At 61.2% G+C, this 14,818-nt stretch carries 13 protein-coding genes; 8 read left to right on the forward strand and 5 right to left on the reverse strand.

Annotated features, from left to right (window positions below):
• Positions 1–36 precede the first annotated feature (36 nt).
• The gene (locus BT204_RS09500; RefSeq protein WP_072446596.1) at positions 37–1,137 is read left to right on the forward strand and encodes a sugar diacid recognition domain-containing protein; all 1,101 of its coding nucleotides are present in this window, start codon (positions 37–39) and stop codon (positions 1,135–1,137) included.
• Positions 1,138–1,342: 205 nt separating this feature from the next.
• Positions 1,343–2,482 (forward strand): glycerate kinase, encoded by a 1,140-nt coding sequence (locus BT204_RS09510; RefSeq protein WP_072446600.1) that lies wholly within the window; start codon positions 1,343–1,345, stop codon positions 2,480–2,482.
• Here the strand turns inward: BT204_RS09510 and BT204_RS09515 are convergent.
• The 4 genes from BT204_RS09515 to BT204_RS09530 all read right to left on the reverse strand — a co-directional run bounded on the left by BT204_RS09515 (position 2,472) and on the right by BT204_RS09530 (position 6,701).
• The gene (locus BT204_RS09515) at positions 2,472–3,584 is read right to left on the reverse strand and encodes a class II histone deacetylase (RefSeq protein WP_072446602.1); all 1,113 of its coding nucleotides are present in this window, start codon (positions 3,582–3,584) and stop codon (positions 2,472–2,474) included. The genes BT204_RS09510 and BT204_RS09515 overlap by 11 nt on opposite strands.
• Positions 3,581–4,735: an MFS transporter gene (locus tag BT204_RS09520; protein WP_072446604.1), complete on the reverse strand. Its 1,155-nt coding sequence runs from the start codon at positions 4,733–4,735 to the stop codon at positions 3,581–3,583. The genes BT204_RS09515 and BT204_RS09520 overlap by 4 nt, the downstream gene beginning before the upstream one ends.
• 22 nt (positions 4,736–4,757) lie before the next feature.
• Positions 4,758–5,630, reverse strand: a complete 873-nt coding sequence (locus BT204_RS09525; protein ID WP_072446606.1) for a transporter — start codon at positions 5,628–5,630, stop codon at positions 4,758–4,760.
• 99 nt (positions 5,631–5,729) lie between these two features.
• Positions 5,730–6,701: a helix-turn-helix transcriptional regulator gene (locus BT204_RS09530; protein ID WP_072446608.1), complete on the reverse strand. Its 972-nt coding sequence runs from the start codon at positions 6,699–6,701 to the stop codon at positions 5,730–5,732.
• Between the two features lie 227 nt (positions 6,702–6,928).
• Here BT204_RS09530 and BT204_RS09535 point away from each other — a divergent pair, with 227 nt between their 5' ends.
• Positions 6,929–7,441, forward strand: a complete 513-nt coding sequence (locus tag BT204_RS09535) for a GNAT family N-acetyltransferase (RefSeq protein ID WP_072446610.1) — start codon at positions 6,929–6,931, stop codon at positions 7,439–7,441.
• Between the two features lie 409 nt (positions 7,442–7,850).
• On the opposite strand, the gene BT204_RS09540 is transcribed toward BT204_RS09535, so the two are convergent.
• Positions 7,851–8,543, reverse strand: a complete 693-nt coding sequence (locus BT204_RS09540; protein ID WP_054896527.1) for an aspartate/glutamate racemase family protein — start codon at positions 8,541–8,543, stop codon at positions 7,851–7,853.
• A 357-nt stretch (positions 8,544–8,900) separates the two neighbouring features.
• On the opposite strand from BT204_RS09540, the gene BT204_RS09545 reads away from it, so the two are divergent.
• The 5 genes from BT204_RS09545 to BT204_RS09565 all read left to right on the forward strand — a co-directional run bounded on the left by BT204_RS09545 (position 8,901) and on the right by BT204_RS09565 (position 14,810).
• Complete coding sequence (locus BT204_RS09545) at positions 8,901–11,126, forward strand: cytochrome P450 (RefSeq protein ID WP_072446612.1); 2,226 nt, start codon at positions 8,901–8,903, stop codon at positions 11,124–11,126.
• Positions 11,123–11,920, forward strand: a complete 798-nt coding sequence (locus tag BT204_RS09550; RefSeq protein ID WP_054896525.1) for a class I SAM-dependent methyltransferase — start codon at positions 11,123–11,125, stop codon at positions 11,918–11,920. Before BT204_RS09545 ends, BT204_RS09550 begins: the two co-directional genes overlap by 4 nt.
• A gap of 49 nt (positions 11,921–11,969) precedes the next feature.
• Complete coding sequence (idi, locus tag BT204_RS09555; protein WP_054896524.1) at positions 11,970–12,539, forward strand: isopentenyl-diphosphate Delta-isomerase; 570 nt, start codon at positions 11,970–11,972, stop codon at positions 12,537–12,539.
• 126 nt (positions 12,540–12,665) lie between these two features.
• Positions 12,666–14,024: a M10 family metallopeptidase C-terminal domain-containing protein gene (locus BT204_RS09560; protein WP_072446614.1), complete on the forward strand. Its 1,359-nt coding sequence runs from the start codon at positions 12,666–12,668 to the stop codon at positions 14,022–14,024.
• A gap of 114 nt (positions 14,025–14,138) precedes the next feature.
• Complete coding sequence (locus BT204_RS09565; RefSeq protein WP_054896522.1) at positions 14,139–14,810, forward strand: DUF3313 domain-containing protein; 672 nt, start codon at positions 14,139–14,141, stop codon at positions 14,808–14,810.
• Positions 14,811–14,818 lie beyond the last annotated feature (8 nt).

The following is a 14,818-nucleotide window of genomic DNA, read 5'->3' on the forward strand; positions in this document are numbered from 1 at the left end:
GTGCTGGTGAACAACCTTTTTCAGGAAATTAGCCCCATGTTCGAGCTGGATCATGCCCTGGCGCAGGAGATTGTCGATCGCACCATGGCAATCCTGCCCCATAACGTCAATGTCATGGACAGCCAGGGCTTGATCCTGGGCAGCGGCGAGCCGGAGCGTATCAATACCCGCCATGAAGGTGCCCAGCTAGTGTTGGCCAATGGGCGGGTGGTGGAAATCGACGGGCAGACCGCCAAGCATCTCAAGGGTGTGCAACCAGGTATCAATCTGCCGCTGCTGCATGATCAGCGCCTGATTGGCGTACTGGGTATCACCGGCGAGCCGGATGGGTTACGCACCTATGCCGAACTGGTGCGCATGACCGCTGAAATGCTGGTCAGCCAACGCCATCAGCAAGCCGAACAACAATGGCGGCGCCAGCGTTGCGATGATCTGCTGGCCCTGCTGTTGGCCGACAGCGGCGACTCCCCGCGCCTGGTGGACGAAGCCCAGCAACTGGGGCTCAAGCCACAACTGGCGCGCACGCCATACCTGTTTGAACTGGGCCCGGGCCAAACGGCGGAGGCCCTGAGCGCCTGGCTCGCCAGCCGCTACCCCGACAGTTGGTGCGTCAGCTCTGCGCAGTTTTCCTTGCTGTGGTGCCGACCTGCTGGGGTGCAGGTCGATAACCCCCGCTTGCTGGAAAAGCTCGACGGCCTGGGTTGGAACGTCCTGCGCGTGGCCATCGGCGGGCAAGCGGAGGGCTTGGCGGGACTGCGCCGCTGCTATCGGCGGGTGGGTGATCTGCTTGCTTATGGCCGCGATATCCTGCCGCAATCACGCCTGTTGACCCTCAACCGTTATCGCCTGCCGGTGATGCTGTGGCGTCATCGCAACGACGACGCCCTGGACGAATTGCTCAACCCGTTGCGCAAAGTGTTGGCCAAGGACAGCAACGGGCAACTGCTTGCCACGTTGCGCAGTTGGTGCGAGCACGATGGGCAAAGCCAGGCGTGTGCCGAAGCCTTGGGCATTCACCGCAACAGCCTGCGCTACCGCATGGAGCGCATAGCCGAACTCAGCGGCGTGGATCCGCTGACGCTAGATGGGATGCTTGCCTTGTACCTGGGCGTCCAACTGCTGCCCCACCCCCTGTAGGAGCGAGCTTGCTCGCGAAAAACGTCAACGATAACGCAGGTTGCCGGATTCACCGCGGCGCGTTCCGGTCTTTCGCGAGCAAGCTCGCGCCTACAACGGGCATTGTAGAAATGAACAACAAACCCGCCCCACACTTGTGCATCGGCCCCGCGTCATTGCCCCAGCCAACTGGCAGCATGGGCGTTATAAAAACCGGAGAACGTCCATGAAAATCGTGATCGCCCCTGACTCGTTCAAAGACAGCCTGAGTGCCGCAGGCGTCGCCCAGGCGATTGCCGAGGGGTGGGCCGAGGTCTGGCCGGATGCGCACGTGCTTCAATGCCCGATGGCCGATGGCGGTGAAGGCACGGTGGATGCGGTGCTCGCCGCGTGTAAGGGGCAATTGCGTCGGCAAACAGTCCGAGGCCCGCTGGGCGACAGCGTCGAAGCACGTTGGGGCTGGTTGGCCGACAGCCATACCGCGATGATCGAGATGGCCGAGGCCAGCGGCCTGCAACTCGTCGCGCCGGGGCAGCGCGACGCCTGTTCCAGTACCACCTATGGCACCGGCGAGTTGATCCGCGCCGCGCTGGATGCCGGGGCGCAGCGCATCATCCTGGCGATTGGTGGCAGTGCTACCAACGATGGCGGCGCGGGGGCGATGCAGGCCCTTGGCGTGCAGCTATTGGATAGCGAACGTCAGCCACTGCCGGCGGGTGGGTTGGCATTGGCACGCCTGGCCCATATCAGCCTTGAACAACTCGACCCGCGCCTGGCGCAGGTGCGTTTTGAAATCGCCGCCGACGTCAACAATCCCCTGTGCGGCCCCCACGGTGCCTCGTCGATTTTCGGCCCGCAAAAAGGCGCGAGTCCCGAGCAAGTGGCACACCTGGACGCGGCCCTTGAGCACTTCGCTGACCATTGCGCTCAGGTGCTGCCCAAGGATGTGCGCGACGAACCCGGCAGTGGTGCCGCCGGTGGACTGGGCTTTGCCGCCAAGGCGTTCCTCGCCGCCCAGTTTCGCCCAGGGGTCGAGGTAGTCGCTGAACTGGTTGGCCTCGATGAAGCGGTGCGTGGCGCCGACTTGGTAATCACCGGTGAAGGTCGCTTCGACGCCCAGACGCTGCGGGGAAAAACTCCGTTTGGCGTGGCGCGCATTGCCCGGCGACACGGCGTGCCGGTGGTCGTAATCGCGGGTACCTTGGGCGACGGCTACGATCAGATGTACGCCCACGGTGTGGATGCAGCGTTCGCCTTGCCGTCGGGGCCGATGTCTCTGGAGCAAGCCTGTCACGAGGCGCCGCGCCTGTTGCGTGAGCGGGCCTCTGACATTGCACGGGTATGGCGCCTGGCAGCTACTCGCTGACCCCGCGCGCCAGCCGCTCCACCCACTGCTCTTGAAACCCCTGTAGCTCCGCACTGGGTTGCTGCAACTGCACAAACTCAAGCATCGGGTCTAGCACCGCTGTGCGCACGCCGCTCAATTCCTCCAGGGTCGCCAGGCCGCAGAACGGTACATAGGCTTCGCTGTAGCCGCCTTCATGTACCAGCACCAGGCGGCCCTGGCACAGACGCTCGGCGGCCAGGCGCAGGGCGCGGGTCAGCAGCCGGAACGATTCACTGTGCAACAGCATACGCGCCAACGGGTCGACGGCGTTGGCGTCATAACCACAGGCGACGATGATCAACTCCGGCTCGAAGCGCTCCAGCGCGGGCACTACGATGCGTTCCATGGCGTGTAGATAGGTGGCGTGCCCACTGCCTGGCGGCAACGGAATATTGATGTTGGCCCCCACGCCGGCCCCGCGGCCTCGATCCTGCTCGCCGCTGTAGCCAGGCGGGTAGCAGCCGTCCTGATGCAGGGAAATCGTCAACACATCGGCCCGTTCTTCGAAGATCGACTGCGTGCCGTTGCCGTGGTGCACATCCCAGTCGATCACGGCGACTTTGCCCAGTCCGTTGCGGGCCTTGGCGGCCTCGATGGCAATGGCAATGTTGGCGAGAAAGCAAAAGCCCATGGCGCTGTCTGCCAGGCAGTGATGCCCCGGTGGCCGCGACAGCGAATAGGCATTGTACGCCTGGCCCTTGAGCACCGCGTCCACGGCGGCCAGGGTCAGTCCGGCGGACAGTTGCGCAATCTCGTAGCTGCCCGGCCCAATCGGCGCCTGGGGGCCAAGCTCACCGCCGCCAGCATCGCTCAGGGCCTTGAAACGCTGCAGATAGGCACGGCTGTGGACGCGCAGCAGATCCTCTTCACTGGCTGGCGACGCGCTGCGCAGTTGTAGTTGGCGGCTCAGCCCGGAGACATCCAACAGGCTTTTCAAGCGGCGCTTGGTCTCCGGTGACTCGGCATGCCCGCTGCCGGCCGGCGGCTGCACCCAGCCGCCCACGGGCAGGGTCAGCGCGTGGGCGCCGGCGCTGTGCCACAGGCTAATTTCGTCGAAGAAAAATGCGGTGGTTGGGTTCATACCGGTTCCAGTTCAGTGGGGGAGTGGGGACGGCTGGCGATGATCATCACCAGCGACAGCAAGGTGATAGCGGCTGCACCAAGCAGCAACAGGCTGAACCCGCCGCTGGCCTCGATCAGGCGGCCGGCGAGCGCTGGGCCGATGGCCAGGCCGCCGCCGATGACCAAGTTGGAGGCGTTCATCAGCTTGCCGCTGTGATCGAGGTCGGCCAGGCAGGCCAGGATCAGCGGCAGAATGAAGGTCCAGGTGAATTTGAACAGCAGCGCCGCCAAGGCAAATCGCAGCAATGCGGGCTGGCCAAGCAACAAGAGCACCGCTGCCGCCATCAACAGGTAGCCCAGCAGCAACAGCACTCCACGCGGCAAGCGGGCCCCGATCAGTGAAGCGCTCGCTGCCCCGGAAATGCCCATCACGGTGGCGATGGCGAGGATTTCGCCGCCGTGCTGCGCCGAAATCCCGGCACTGGCGCCCAAGGCACCGATAAAGGTCCATACGCCCCCCAGGCTGATGTAAAAGGCCAGCACCGCGCCAACCCCCAGGGCGGCTTTCCAGCGTGAACCGGGCAAGACCGGGGCGCGGTTGGCGGGCAACGCAGGGCTACCGGCGGGAAACGCCCGCGCCAATGGCAGCAGCAGAGCCATCAACCCCGCCAGGATCAAGTAGCAGGCATTCAAGCCAAATCGTTCGAACAAACCAGGCAACACCACCAGGCCAAGGGCACCGACGATCAACTGCCCCATCACCCACAAACCATAGACCCGGCTGGGGTTGGCGGTGGTGGCCGCACTGGCCAGGCAGAGGATCATCAGCGAGCCGCCGGCCAGGGCGCTGGCAGCGCGCAACACCAGCAGTCCGGCGTAGGTGTCGACCAGCATCGACAGCAGGTTGGCGGCCATGAACAGCAGCGCGGCGACCCGGGCGGCGGTGCGCCAGTCAACCCGCTTGAGCCACCACCAGGCGGGCAAGGTCGCCAGGCTCATAGCGCCCAGCTCCACGGAAAACAAGTCGCCAATACGCGCTGGGCTCAGTTGCCACTGGCTGGCCAACTGCGCGGCCACGGCGGGAGCGGTCATCAGGATGGTCGGGGTGATGGCGGCAAACAGCACGATCGCTGCCAGCCGCGCCGTTATCGCAGGGTTGGAAATGGGCATTTTCAAGCTCCAGGGAAAGGGGTCAGAACACATGCACCAAGCGCAACAGCGCTTCGGTGCCGGCATAGCCATTGGAAGCCGCAACGCTTTGCGAAAGGCTGACCATCAGTTGGTTCTGCCGGTCGAGCCAATGCCCGAGTTCGAAGCCGACTTGGGTGTAGCGCTTGTGGGTGTCGTCGAGGCGGCGGTTGTCGAGGCGCAGGGCGCCACCGTCGGCCTGGATCAGGCGCAGTGCACCGTAAGTGGCGGCGCTGAAGTCATACGAGGCAAAAGCCTGCAGGCGATACAGCGGGGCTTGCTTGAGTTCGCTGCCAAAGTAATCGTCATTGCGGCCATAGAGCTGGGCTTCCAGGTTGGCTTCCAGTACCCAGTTTTCGCCGATGCCGTGGGTGTAGTTGTAGACAAAGGTGGCGCCCCAGCGATTGGCACCGGGAGAGACGTCCGGGTTTTGACTGTGGTACTCACCCACCGGCACGGTGATCAGGCTCAACAAGCCGCTGTAAGTGCGCGAAGCCGGGTCGTTGACGAAAAACAGCGTGCCGCCCACCTGTGGATCGCCCATGCCGCGCTCGCGGCTGCGCTGGTTGGCGCCGGGCAGGCGTGCGCTGATGTCGGCAAAGGGCAGGATGAATTGCGGCGTGCACAACGTGCCGCAGGCGTCGGTGAAGTACACCTGGCGGTAAGCCACGGCGTTGACCCTGAGGTCAGCCTTGCCTGTGCTGTCGGCGGGGCCATGGAAATCGCCGGCACGGGTGGCGGGCAGGTACAGCACACCCAGGCGGGTGCCTGGTGGAGCGGCGAAAAAGTCGCGGGCGTTGAGGTCGGCAGCCTGGCTGTCGAGGCTGAACAGGCTGGCGCACAGCACTGCCAGGTTACGTAAGCGTGTGGAAGTCATGGCGAAGCGTCTCGTGTCAGAGAAGGCCGGAAAATGGGCAACAGCAGCCCGAGACCGTAAAAAACGACCGTGGCAAAACCGTGGGAGAAACGGGCAGGGTCAGTCGGGCGGGGCGTGCACCAGGTGCGCTATGCGCGCCTTGTCCTTGACGCCGAGCTTGGCGTAGATGGCGCGGATATGGTGACGCACGGTGTTGGGTGAGAGGCCAAGGTCGCGGGCCACTTCCTTGTAGGTCTTGCCCTCGCCAAACCCTTGGGCTACGTCGTTTTCCCGTGGGCTGAGCTGGGGCAGGGCGCGGTTGAGGCGCGCGGCCAACAGCAATTGGTCGCCCACCGGTGACGCCTGGATATGGATGCGCTTGCCGTCATGCCCGCGCTCATCCAGCAACACCGGCAGGGTGGGGCCACGCCATTGCGGCCATTCGCTGAGCAGCAGGTCGACAAAACCGCGCTCGGCGCATTGCAACACACCCCGTGGGTCACACACCGCCAGGGCCAGATTGCGCGGGCTGGCCAGGGTTTCGCGCATGGCCACCAAGGTGCGAATCTGGTTTGCCGAGACCGCCGCCACCAGATGCAGCATCAGGTTATTGAGCAACTGGCAATCCTGCGCGTTGAACGTGGGCGCAGTGGGCTGGCGGTAGAGCGTCAGGTGGTGACTGAGGTGGGTTTGCGGGTCGATATGGATCACACACAGCAATTCACCCAGGCCGTGGCGTTGCCCCAGCCAATTCAAGGCGCTGCCGTTGGCGGGGTCGCGCATATCGATAATTACTGCCTCGCCAGGCGAGGCATGCACCCGTGCAACGGTAACGTCCAGATGGCGGATCGACTGCCAGTCCGCCAGGTAGTCGGGTGGCAACTGATAGAGGTAGCTGTTGTGCTCTTGCGGCAGACCGTGGATGACAGCCGAGCGTCCCCACCAGGCACTGTCGAAGGCCAGCAATTGGCTGACGCGTGCCAGGGCATGGCGCTGGAAGTGTTCGATGTCCTGATGTTGGGCCAGGCGTTGCAGGTCCAGGGTCAGGGTGCTGAAGGCCTGCAACAGGCCCGAGTGATCAAAACGGCTCATGGGTGTTCCTCTGTGGGACTTTTTTTGTTGTTCTCGTCACAGGGTGAAGGCCGAAGCGTCGGGTTGACGGGGCAGGGCCTGGGCAGAGTATCGGCGCTGCGCATATGGATCGCCATCGTTCAGATGCAGGATGGTGCTGGTCGGCCAGTGGGAAAACTCCCGGCTCGTCAGCCAGGCGCTTAGCCTCTACACTGGCCCGCCACTTGTCTTTCAAAGGATGAAATGCAATGCACCCACCTGAACCGTCTATCGTGATCCAGCGTTTTACCGAGGCCCACCTGGAGGGCGTCGCCGCGCTCTACAACGAACCGGCTGTTTGTCGTCAGGTGCTGCAAATGCCTTTTCAGTCTGTTGAGATGTGGCGCAAGCGCCTGGTGATGGATAACGAGCGGCGCCTGCAACTGGTGGCGGTGCAGGGCGGTGAGGTGATTGGCCAACTGGGGCTTGAGCAATATCTGCGTGTACGCCAGAGCCACGTTGGCTCGTTGGGTATGGGCGTGGCGCCCGCCTGGCAGGGCAAGGGTGTCGGTTCGCGGCTGTTGGCGGCCGCGCTGGAGGTGGCTGACAACTGGATGAACCTGCACCGTGTGGAGCTGACTGTTTACGCGGACAACGAGCCTGCGCACAACCTGTACCGCAAGTTCGGCTTCGAAGTGGAAGGGCGGCTGCGCGATTACGCCCTGCGCGACGGTATGTTTGTCGACACCCTGAGCATGGCGCGCCTGCGCACGTCGGCTTGATCCTGTAAAACCGTGGGAGCTGGCTTGCCCCAATGCCAGTCAGTTAATACAGAATCGGTAACTGTGGCGAGGGAGCTTGCTCCCGCTGGGGCGCGAAGCGGCCCCAAAAATGGGACTGCTACGCAGTCCAGCGGGAGCAAGCTCCCTCGCCACAAGTCACTGGTTGTCTGCTCTAGCTCTTAACTGACTGGCATTAGGGCAAGCGCGCGAAGGCGGAGTGTCAGTCACTGAATCTACAACTGAACCACCGCTATCGCAGGCAAGCCAGCTCCCACACGGGTCATGCATTACCCACAGAATCAGCGTCTGGTACAGATCCCCTGTGGGAGCGGGCTGACCGCCCGCCAGGATGTTGGATCAGACCGAGTACATACCCGTTCAGGCAAGGACCACAAAGTTGTGTAGACACCTAAGCCTCTAAGGCAAACCCCACTGCGGCCTGCGCATGCAACGCGGTGGTGTCCAGCAGCGGCAGGGCGCTGTGTTCGGGCTGGATCAGCAAGCAGATTTCCGTACAGCCGAGGATGATCGCCTGGGCGCCTTGTGCAGCGAGTGCCTGGATCACCCGCTGATACACCTGGCGTGACGCGTCACTGATGATGCCCACGCACAGTTCTTCATAGATGATTCGGTGCACCTCCTGGCGTTCATCCGCGTCTGGCACCAGCACGGTAAGCCCCTGGGCGGCAAGGCGGGACTTGAGGAAGTCCTGCTCCATGGTGAATGCGGTACCCAGCAAGCCTACCGTCAGGGTCCCGGCCTCCAGAGCCGCCGCCGCCGTGGCATCAGCAATATGCAGGAAGGGGATCGATACCGCCGCCTCAATACGCGGTGCCACCAAGTGCATGGTGTTGGTACACAGCACCACACAATCAGCGCCCCCGGCCTGCAAGCGCCGTGCGGCATCTTCCAGGATCAGCGCGGCATCGTCCCAACGCCCGGCATGCTGAGCCTGTTCCACCGGGCCGAAATCTACGCTGTACATCAACACTTGCGCCGAGCGCAGCGGGCCAAGACGGTCGCGCACGCGCTGGTTTATAAGGCGGTAATACTCGGCGCTGGACTCCCAGCTCATGCCGCCGATAAGGCCGATGGTGCGCATAGGGTGCTCCTGAAAAAGGATGAGCCTTCACCTTACCCACTCGAGGCTGATGAGTCATACGCAGTTGCCGACCCATTCACCGGAGCAGTTCAAGCAACGTGGGTGATCGGTCATCGTCCGGTGCTGAGCGACTCGTCCATACCTGTGAGAAATGACAGTATATTTTGCTGAAAACCCCATATCTAATCAGCACGAACGACCGAGCAGCCCCTGAGCGCTCATGATGGCGACGCTCCGTTTTCCCCTACGCCGAAAGACCGCCATTGCCGAGTGACCTTCGGATACCTCTCACATCCAGAGTTTTTGATTTCAAATAAGGTCAGCCCTACTGAAAGTTTGATTCCAGAGGAGCGTTTCATGGCACCGCAACACTGTGAAGGCGACACCGATACCCGCCACAACAGTCATTCGTCACCGGCGCCGCTCACGATTCCCGATATCCAGCTACCTTTCGCCGTTGCACCGCCGCGTGCCGACACTGAACGGCTGCGTGCGCATGCGCTTGCTTGGGCGCAGCGATACGGTTTGATCGGCAGGCGTGGCGCGCATCGGTTGACCACCACGGCACTGCTCGACCTGGGAATAGCATTGTGCGGGCGGGCGCCCACGCACCGAGCGCAGACTCTGGTGTGCTGGTACCTGTGGGCGCTTACGCTGGATGACCGTATTGATGACGGACCCTGGGCGGAAAACGGCGCGCTGGAGCATTTCATCGCCGCCGTGCAGGCGTTGACCGACAGCGGCGATGCTGTGCCGTCAGGTGAACGCGACCGGTTCGAGGACCCGATGCTGGCTGTTCTGGTCGATGACTTGTGGCCCGAGACCCAGCGTTGGGGCAGCGGGCCTTGGCGGCAGAGGCTGGCGGGGCACTTAATCCAGCATCTGCGCGCGCAGGCGGCGCAGGTACGCATGCGAGAAACCGATACGGCGCTCGCCCTGGCTGAGTATCTGCCGTTGCGCCGGGATTCCTTCGGCGCCCTGTTCTTTTTTGATCTGATCGATGGTGCCGAAGCCCTGGACCCGCACGAGCATCCTGCGCAGGTGGAAACATGGAGCAGGTTGCGTAAGCACGCTGCCGATATCATTGCGTGGACGAACGATATCCACTCGGTTGCCAAAGATGTGGTGTGTGGCGAGCGCTTCAATCTGGTGTCAATACTCGCGCACACCGCCGGCCTGGACTGGCCTGGCGCGATAGAAGCAGCCCATCAGATGATCAACACGGCAGTTGCTCAATTCACGGCAGCCGCTACCGAGCATGCCCATTACCCGCCGTGCGCTGCGACCGATCCGGACCGGTTGCGTCAGGTTGTCCGGGCGGCGGGGGACTGGCATCGCAGCGTTTCGCGCTATCACCTACAGGCCGATGGCTGCGCGGTACAGCACAGCCGACAAGTGGACCTGGCGCTGACTCCGCCGACCCTCAAGTCCCGCCAGTTCGAAATCGACCCGTACCCCTTGTATGAGCGTTTACGCACCACACTTCCGATCGCGTACGACGAGCCCACCGATGTGTGGCTGGTCAGTCGCTATGTGGATGTCAAAGCCGCGCTGACCCACCCAGGGGCAAGCAATCGCAACTACACCTGGCAGATTGGGCCGCTGCTGGGGCACACCATTGTGACCATGGACGGCTGCGAACACGCCCAGCACCGAGCATTGCTCACCCCGTCGTTTCGCAGCAAGGCGCTGGTGGCGCTCGAAGCGTCTGTCACCGCAGTGACCGCAGACTTGCTGGCGCGTATGCAGGGCCGGCCTCAGGTCGACCTGATTGCCGATTTCACCGCTGCGCTGCCGGTGCGAGTGATGGCTCATGCATTGGGCCTCCCGGCACACACACGAGAGGAGGTGGAGCGGCTCAAGCGTTGGTGTGCCATCGGCTTCGCGTACATGGGCAACTATCGTCAGGACCCAGCACTGTTGACTGGCGGGTTATCCAACCGAGACAGTTTTTACCACTTTATCCAGCCCTACATCGACGCTCGGCGTATAGAACCCAAGGACGACTTGATTTCACAACTCCTGGCGGCACGCATTGACGACCAGCCGTTGTCCGAGTCCTTTGTACGGTCCTATTGCGCGATCCTGATGACGGCAGGCAGCGAGACCAGTCACGGCGCCCTGGCGAATCTGATTGTCAACCTGTTGAGCGAACCTGGCGTGAAAGAGGCGGTGATCGCTGATCCAGCACTGATGGACAACGCCCTCACTGAAACCCTGCGACGCAACCCGCCATTGCAACTTGTGCTGCGGGAGGCGACTGAACCGCTGCAACTGCCCTCGGGAACAATTCCGGGTGGCGCAACCCTGGCCTGCCTGATCGGTTCAGCCAACCGTGATCCGGCCCGGTTCAGCGACCCGGACACCTTCAATATGTTGCGCGCCGAACAGGCGACCAGCCATTTCGCTTTCGGAGCGGGGCGCCACTTCTGCCTGGGCTCCATGCTCGCCCGGATGGAGATCACGATCGGTGCGCGCATGCTGCTGCAGACCTTTCCCAACCTGCGCTGGGCTCCGGGGTTCAAGCCCGAAGAGCGCGGGTTTCTCAATCGCTGCCCTGATCAATTGGAGGTCGTGCTTTGACCACATCTGTTTCCACCGAGCAACCCGGCTACACCCGCAGCTATCTCGCGGACCAACACGCAGGCCAATTGGCGAGGTTGCAAACCCTGGAGCGCGCCTTTGACCCGTTAAGCCATAAGGTTTTTGAACGATTGGATCTGCCGGACGCGCCCGCCATCCTTGATCTGGGCGCCGGTGCCGGATCGCTCGCCGGCTGGTTGAGCCAGCGATATCCCGACGCAACGGTTACCGCCACGGATATCGATACCCGCTTCCTGGTCGATATCCCCGGCATCAAGGTGATGACCCACAATGTCACGACCGATGATTTTCCTGCCGCATCGTTTGACGTGGTGCACGCCCGGGCGTTGCTGTGCCACCTCACTGACCGCGAGGAGATAGTGACGCGAGCCGCCACTTGGTTACGTCCCGGAGGCTGGTTGGTGATCGAAGATGTGAGCCTGCAACCGAGCCTCAGAACGACGAACCCGTTGTTGCGCAAAGTCGCCCAGGCCGGAATCACACTGTTGGAGCAGTCCATCGGGTCTGACATGTTCTGGGCCGATCGACTGCCTGATCGGCTACGTGACCGGGGGCTTGTCAACGTGGGGCATCGCACCCTCGAAGGCCGAATCGGCGACAACAGCCCGGCAGATGCCTTCTGGGCGGCAACCACCGCGCAGGCAGGGCCTGCATTGTTGGAACTTGGGTTACTCACCCAGGCAGAGCTGGATGCCATGGTCATGCTGCGTGCCGATCCAGCGTTCACCGACGCCGCGTTGACCTTGGTCAGTGCCTGGGGACAAATTCTTTAGCTCGATACTGTGTGGCGTGCGCGCCTCATTGCACAAAAGGAGATCCAGCATGATCCACGAGGTAGTGTTAGTCGACGCACAGGATGTACAGATTGGCGTGTGCGATAAACGCGATGCTCACCTGGGAGCTGGGCAGCTTCATCGCGCTTTTTCAGTGCACTTGATTGACAGCCGTGGGCGTCATCTGCTTCAGCGTCGGGCGGCGGATAAAATGCTCTGGGCAGGTTTCTGGTCGAATGCCTGCTGCAGTCATCCGGCACCTGGAGAGACTATTCTGGATGCCGCCTCTCGTCGTCTGCGTGAAGAGCTAGGCGTCTGGGCTTCGTGTCGAGCTCTCTATTACTTTGAGTATCATGCTTTGTTTGGCTCGATCGGCGCCGAGCATGAACTCTGTCATGTGCTGGTTGCTCAATCTGACGCTGAGGTCTCGCCCGTCCCAGAGGAAGTCAGCGATATCAAGTGGCTGACCCGCGCCGAAATAACGGCCCAGCTTGCAGAGCCCCGAGCGCCATTCACGCCCTGGTTTCGGATGCAGTGGCAGCGCCTTCTATCAGAGCATCCTTCGTTCGATGCGCCCAGGGCCGAGGCCACGCTCCCACCGCTGGGTCGCGGAGCATGAGGTAGATAGGCGTCGGCTGCCAAGTGAGTTTTTGGAACTGTTTTGCGTAGGAATACCACTGATACGCAGGTCGCCGGCCTGCCGTCAGGCGAGTAGACAAATGCCAAGTTCCCATAGGACTACCTCATGAATATTGATCCGAACATTGCGTTGGCAAGAGCATGCGCCACCAGCGTTGCACACAGGACTGTCGTTGAAATTGCTCATGCTGACGACCGCGGCGATAAGATTAAACATCGCCAAGTTTCATTGTCCATGGACCAAGTATTAAAAGGGTCAAAAGGTGCAGCCGGATTTGCCGGTTCACTGGGTTCCAGGGACCCTGCGGAGGTGACGTATGAGTTCGCCAATCGTCCCGAAACGGGGGGCACGACCAGCCAGTTCACAGAAGCACAAAAAGGCGTGATCCGTGAGACCCTGAATAATTTCAGCGATACTGCAAATATTCGGTTCAAAGAGTCTGTCAATGCACAATCCCATCATATGCAGATCAAGGTTGATGGCGGTAGCTTCAAGTGGCAGGCCCCCTGGTATACGCCCGTGTCCGATGACGAGCCCGGCAAGGTGCAGGTATCGCTGAACCAGCGCCATGCCGATGAGCTGGTAAAACCCAATAGTTTTGGGCGTCACATCATTGCAAAGGCTGTGGCCTTTAAATTAGGTCTTCCTGACCCAGCGTCTGCAGTATCGAGAAGCAACTACGCGGAAAATACGTCGGCTTACACGGTAAGGAGTCCTTTTCTGGAAACCCGCTCAGACCATCGCTTTAATAAGTTCCATGGTGATAAGACTCAGTATTCAAGTGCGCTGATGATGGATGATATTGCAGTCACGCAAGATAAATTTGGTGCGAACCTCCAAACGCGGACCGGGGATACGACGTATGGCTTTAACTCCAATGCTGATCGTGACGTATTCAAACTGCAGTCGAGCGACGACTTGCCGGTGTTTTGCGTGTGGGACGCCGATGGTAATGACACCTTCGATTTCTCCGCCTTCAGGCAAGATCAGGTTCTCAACTTGAAATCGGGCAGCTTCTCTAATGTTGGGGGAGGCCTAGGCAACGTTTCGATCGCCAATGGCGTCACCATCGAACGGGCTATTGGCGGTGCGGGCAATGACATTTTAATTGGCAATGACGTCGGTAACGAACTGGAGGGCGGCGAGGGCGATGACATTCTTTATGTCAAGGCGAACTCGGGTTTTAACCGGCTGACAGGCGGGCCGGGTAAAAATACCTTCGTTATCGGCGCGAACGACTCATCTGCCAGCTTCGCAAACACCGTAATAATGGATTTCGTCAGCGGCAAGGATAAATTGGATATTTCAGCCCTGCGCGCAGCCCACCCTCGACTCACCTTCACCCACGAATATTATCGCAGCCATAATCTCACCTTTTTGCGTTTCGATTTCGATGGCGACAAAAAAGAAGACTTCATGGTGAACATATATGGGCGAATCGCGGATTCCGATTTCCGCTTCTGACCTGAATGTTTAACGCATGTACTGGCTGGCGCCGAGCGAAATCAGGTGTGCTGCCCAAGTATTGGCTATACCTATAGCTCATTCTTACGATGATGGTCGCCAGGGAGTTCACTAATGAAGCTAAGGCTAATAATCGGCACAGTGTGCGTCGCCTCGCTCGGTTTGGTTGGTTGCGCCAGCAAAGTGGTGCAACCGAATGAATATTCAGGGTTCCTTTCCAACTACAGCCAGCTCAAGGAAGCCAAGTCACCGTCGGGGGCTGAGGTGATGCGCTGGGTTGATCCACAGCTGGACCTGAGCCGCTACACCGCGGTCTACATCGAGCCTACCCAGTTTTACCCCAAGCCCCAGGCCACTTCCCGAATTCCCGAGAGCACGTTGCGGGGCATCAATGACTATTACAACCAGGCGCTCAAGCGCGAGCTGGGTCAGTCACTGCCCGTGGCCAATGCCCCAGGCCCAGGGGTAATTGTTGTGAGAGCGGCGATTACCGCCGTGAGCAGCAAGACCGAGAGTCTCAAGCCATATGAGTTTATTCCCGTCGCCCTGGTGGCTGCGGCAGTGAGCACGGGCACCGGCATTCGCGACCAGGAAACCACCCTGGGCACCGAGGCGCAGTTCATCGATGGCGCCACTCATAAAGTGCTGGCCCAAGTGGTGCGCAAAGGCACCGGCAAGCCGCTGGCTAATGACTCCCAAGTGATGAAGGCCGACGATGTGAAAAGCGTTATCGACGGTTGGGCGTCGGACCTGCACCAGTCCTACGTGAAACTGAAAAAACACTGAGTCAAAAA

Origin of the sequence: Pseudomonas sp. NFPP02, from assembly GCF_900119355.1 — a bacterium.
Taxonomy (GTDB): Bacteria; Pseudomonadota; Gammaproteobacteria; order Pseudomonadales; family Pseudomonadaceae; genus Aquipseudomonas; species Aquipseudomonas paracarnis.

Bases quoted from the DNA above. Each gene is read 5' to 3' on its own strand.
- BT204_RS09500 (WP_072446596.1), top strand. From the start codon at position 37: ATGTTCGAGCTGGATCATGCCCTGGCGCAGGAGATTGTCGATCGCACC.
- BT204_RS09510 (WP_072446600.1), top strand. From the start codon at position 1,343: ATGAAAATCGTGATCGCCCCTGACTCGTTCAAAGACAGCCTGAGTGCC.
- BT204_RS09515 (WP_072446602.1), bottom strand. From the start codon at position 3,584: ATGAACCCAACCACCGCATTTTTCTTCGACGAAATTAGCCTGTGGCAC.
- BT204_RS09520 (WP_072446604.1), bottom strand. From the start codon at position 4,735: ATGCCCATTTCCAACCCTGCGATAACGGCGCGGCTGGCAGCGATCGTG.
- BT204_RS09525 (WP_072446606.1), bottom strand. From the start codon at position 5,630: ATGACTTCCACACGCTTACGTAACCTGGCAGTGCTGTGCGCCAGCCTG.
- BT204_RS09530 (WP_072446608.1), bottom strand. From the start codon at position 6,701: ATGAGCCGTTTTGATCACTCGGGCCTGTTGCAGGCCTTCAGCACCCTG.
- BT204_RS09535 (WP_072446610.1), top strand. From the start codon at position 6,929: ATGCACCCACCTGAACCGTCTATCGTGATCCAGCGTTTTACCGAGGCC.
- BT204_RS09540 (WP_054896527.1), bottom strand. From the start codon at position 8,543: ATGCGCACCATCGGCCTTATCGGCGGCATGAGCTGGGAGTCCAGCGCC.
- BT204_RS09545 (WP_072446612.1), top strand. From the start codon at position 8,901: ATGGCACCGCAACACTGTGAAGGCGACACCGATACCCGCCACAACAGT.
- idi (WP_054896524.1), top strand. From the start codon at position 11,970: ATGATCCACGAGGTAGTGTTAGTCGACGCACAGGATGTACAGATTGGC.
- BT204_RS09560 (WP_072446614.1), top strand. From the start codon at position 12,666: ATGAATATTGATCCGAACATTGCGTTGGCAAGAGCATGCGCCACCAGC.
- BT204_RS09565 (WP_054896522.1), top strand. From the start codon at position 14,139: ATGAAGCTAAGGCTAATAATCGGCACAGTGTGCGTCGCCTCGCTCGGT.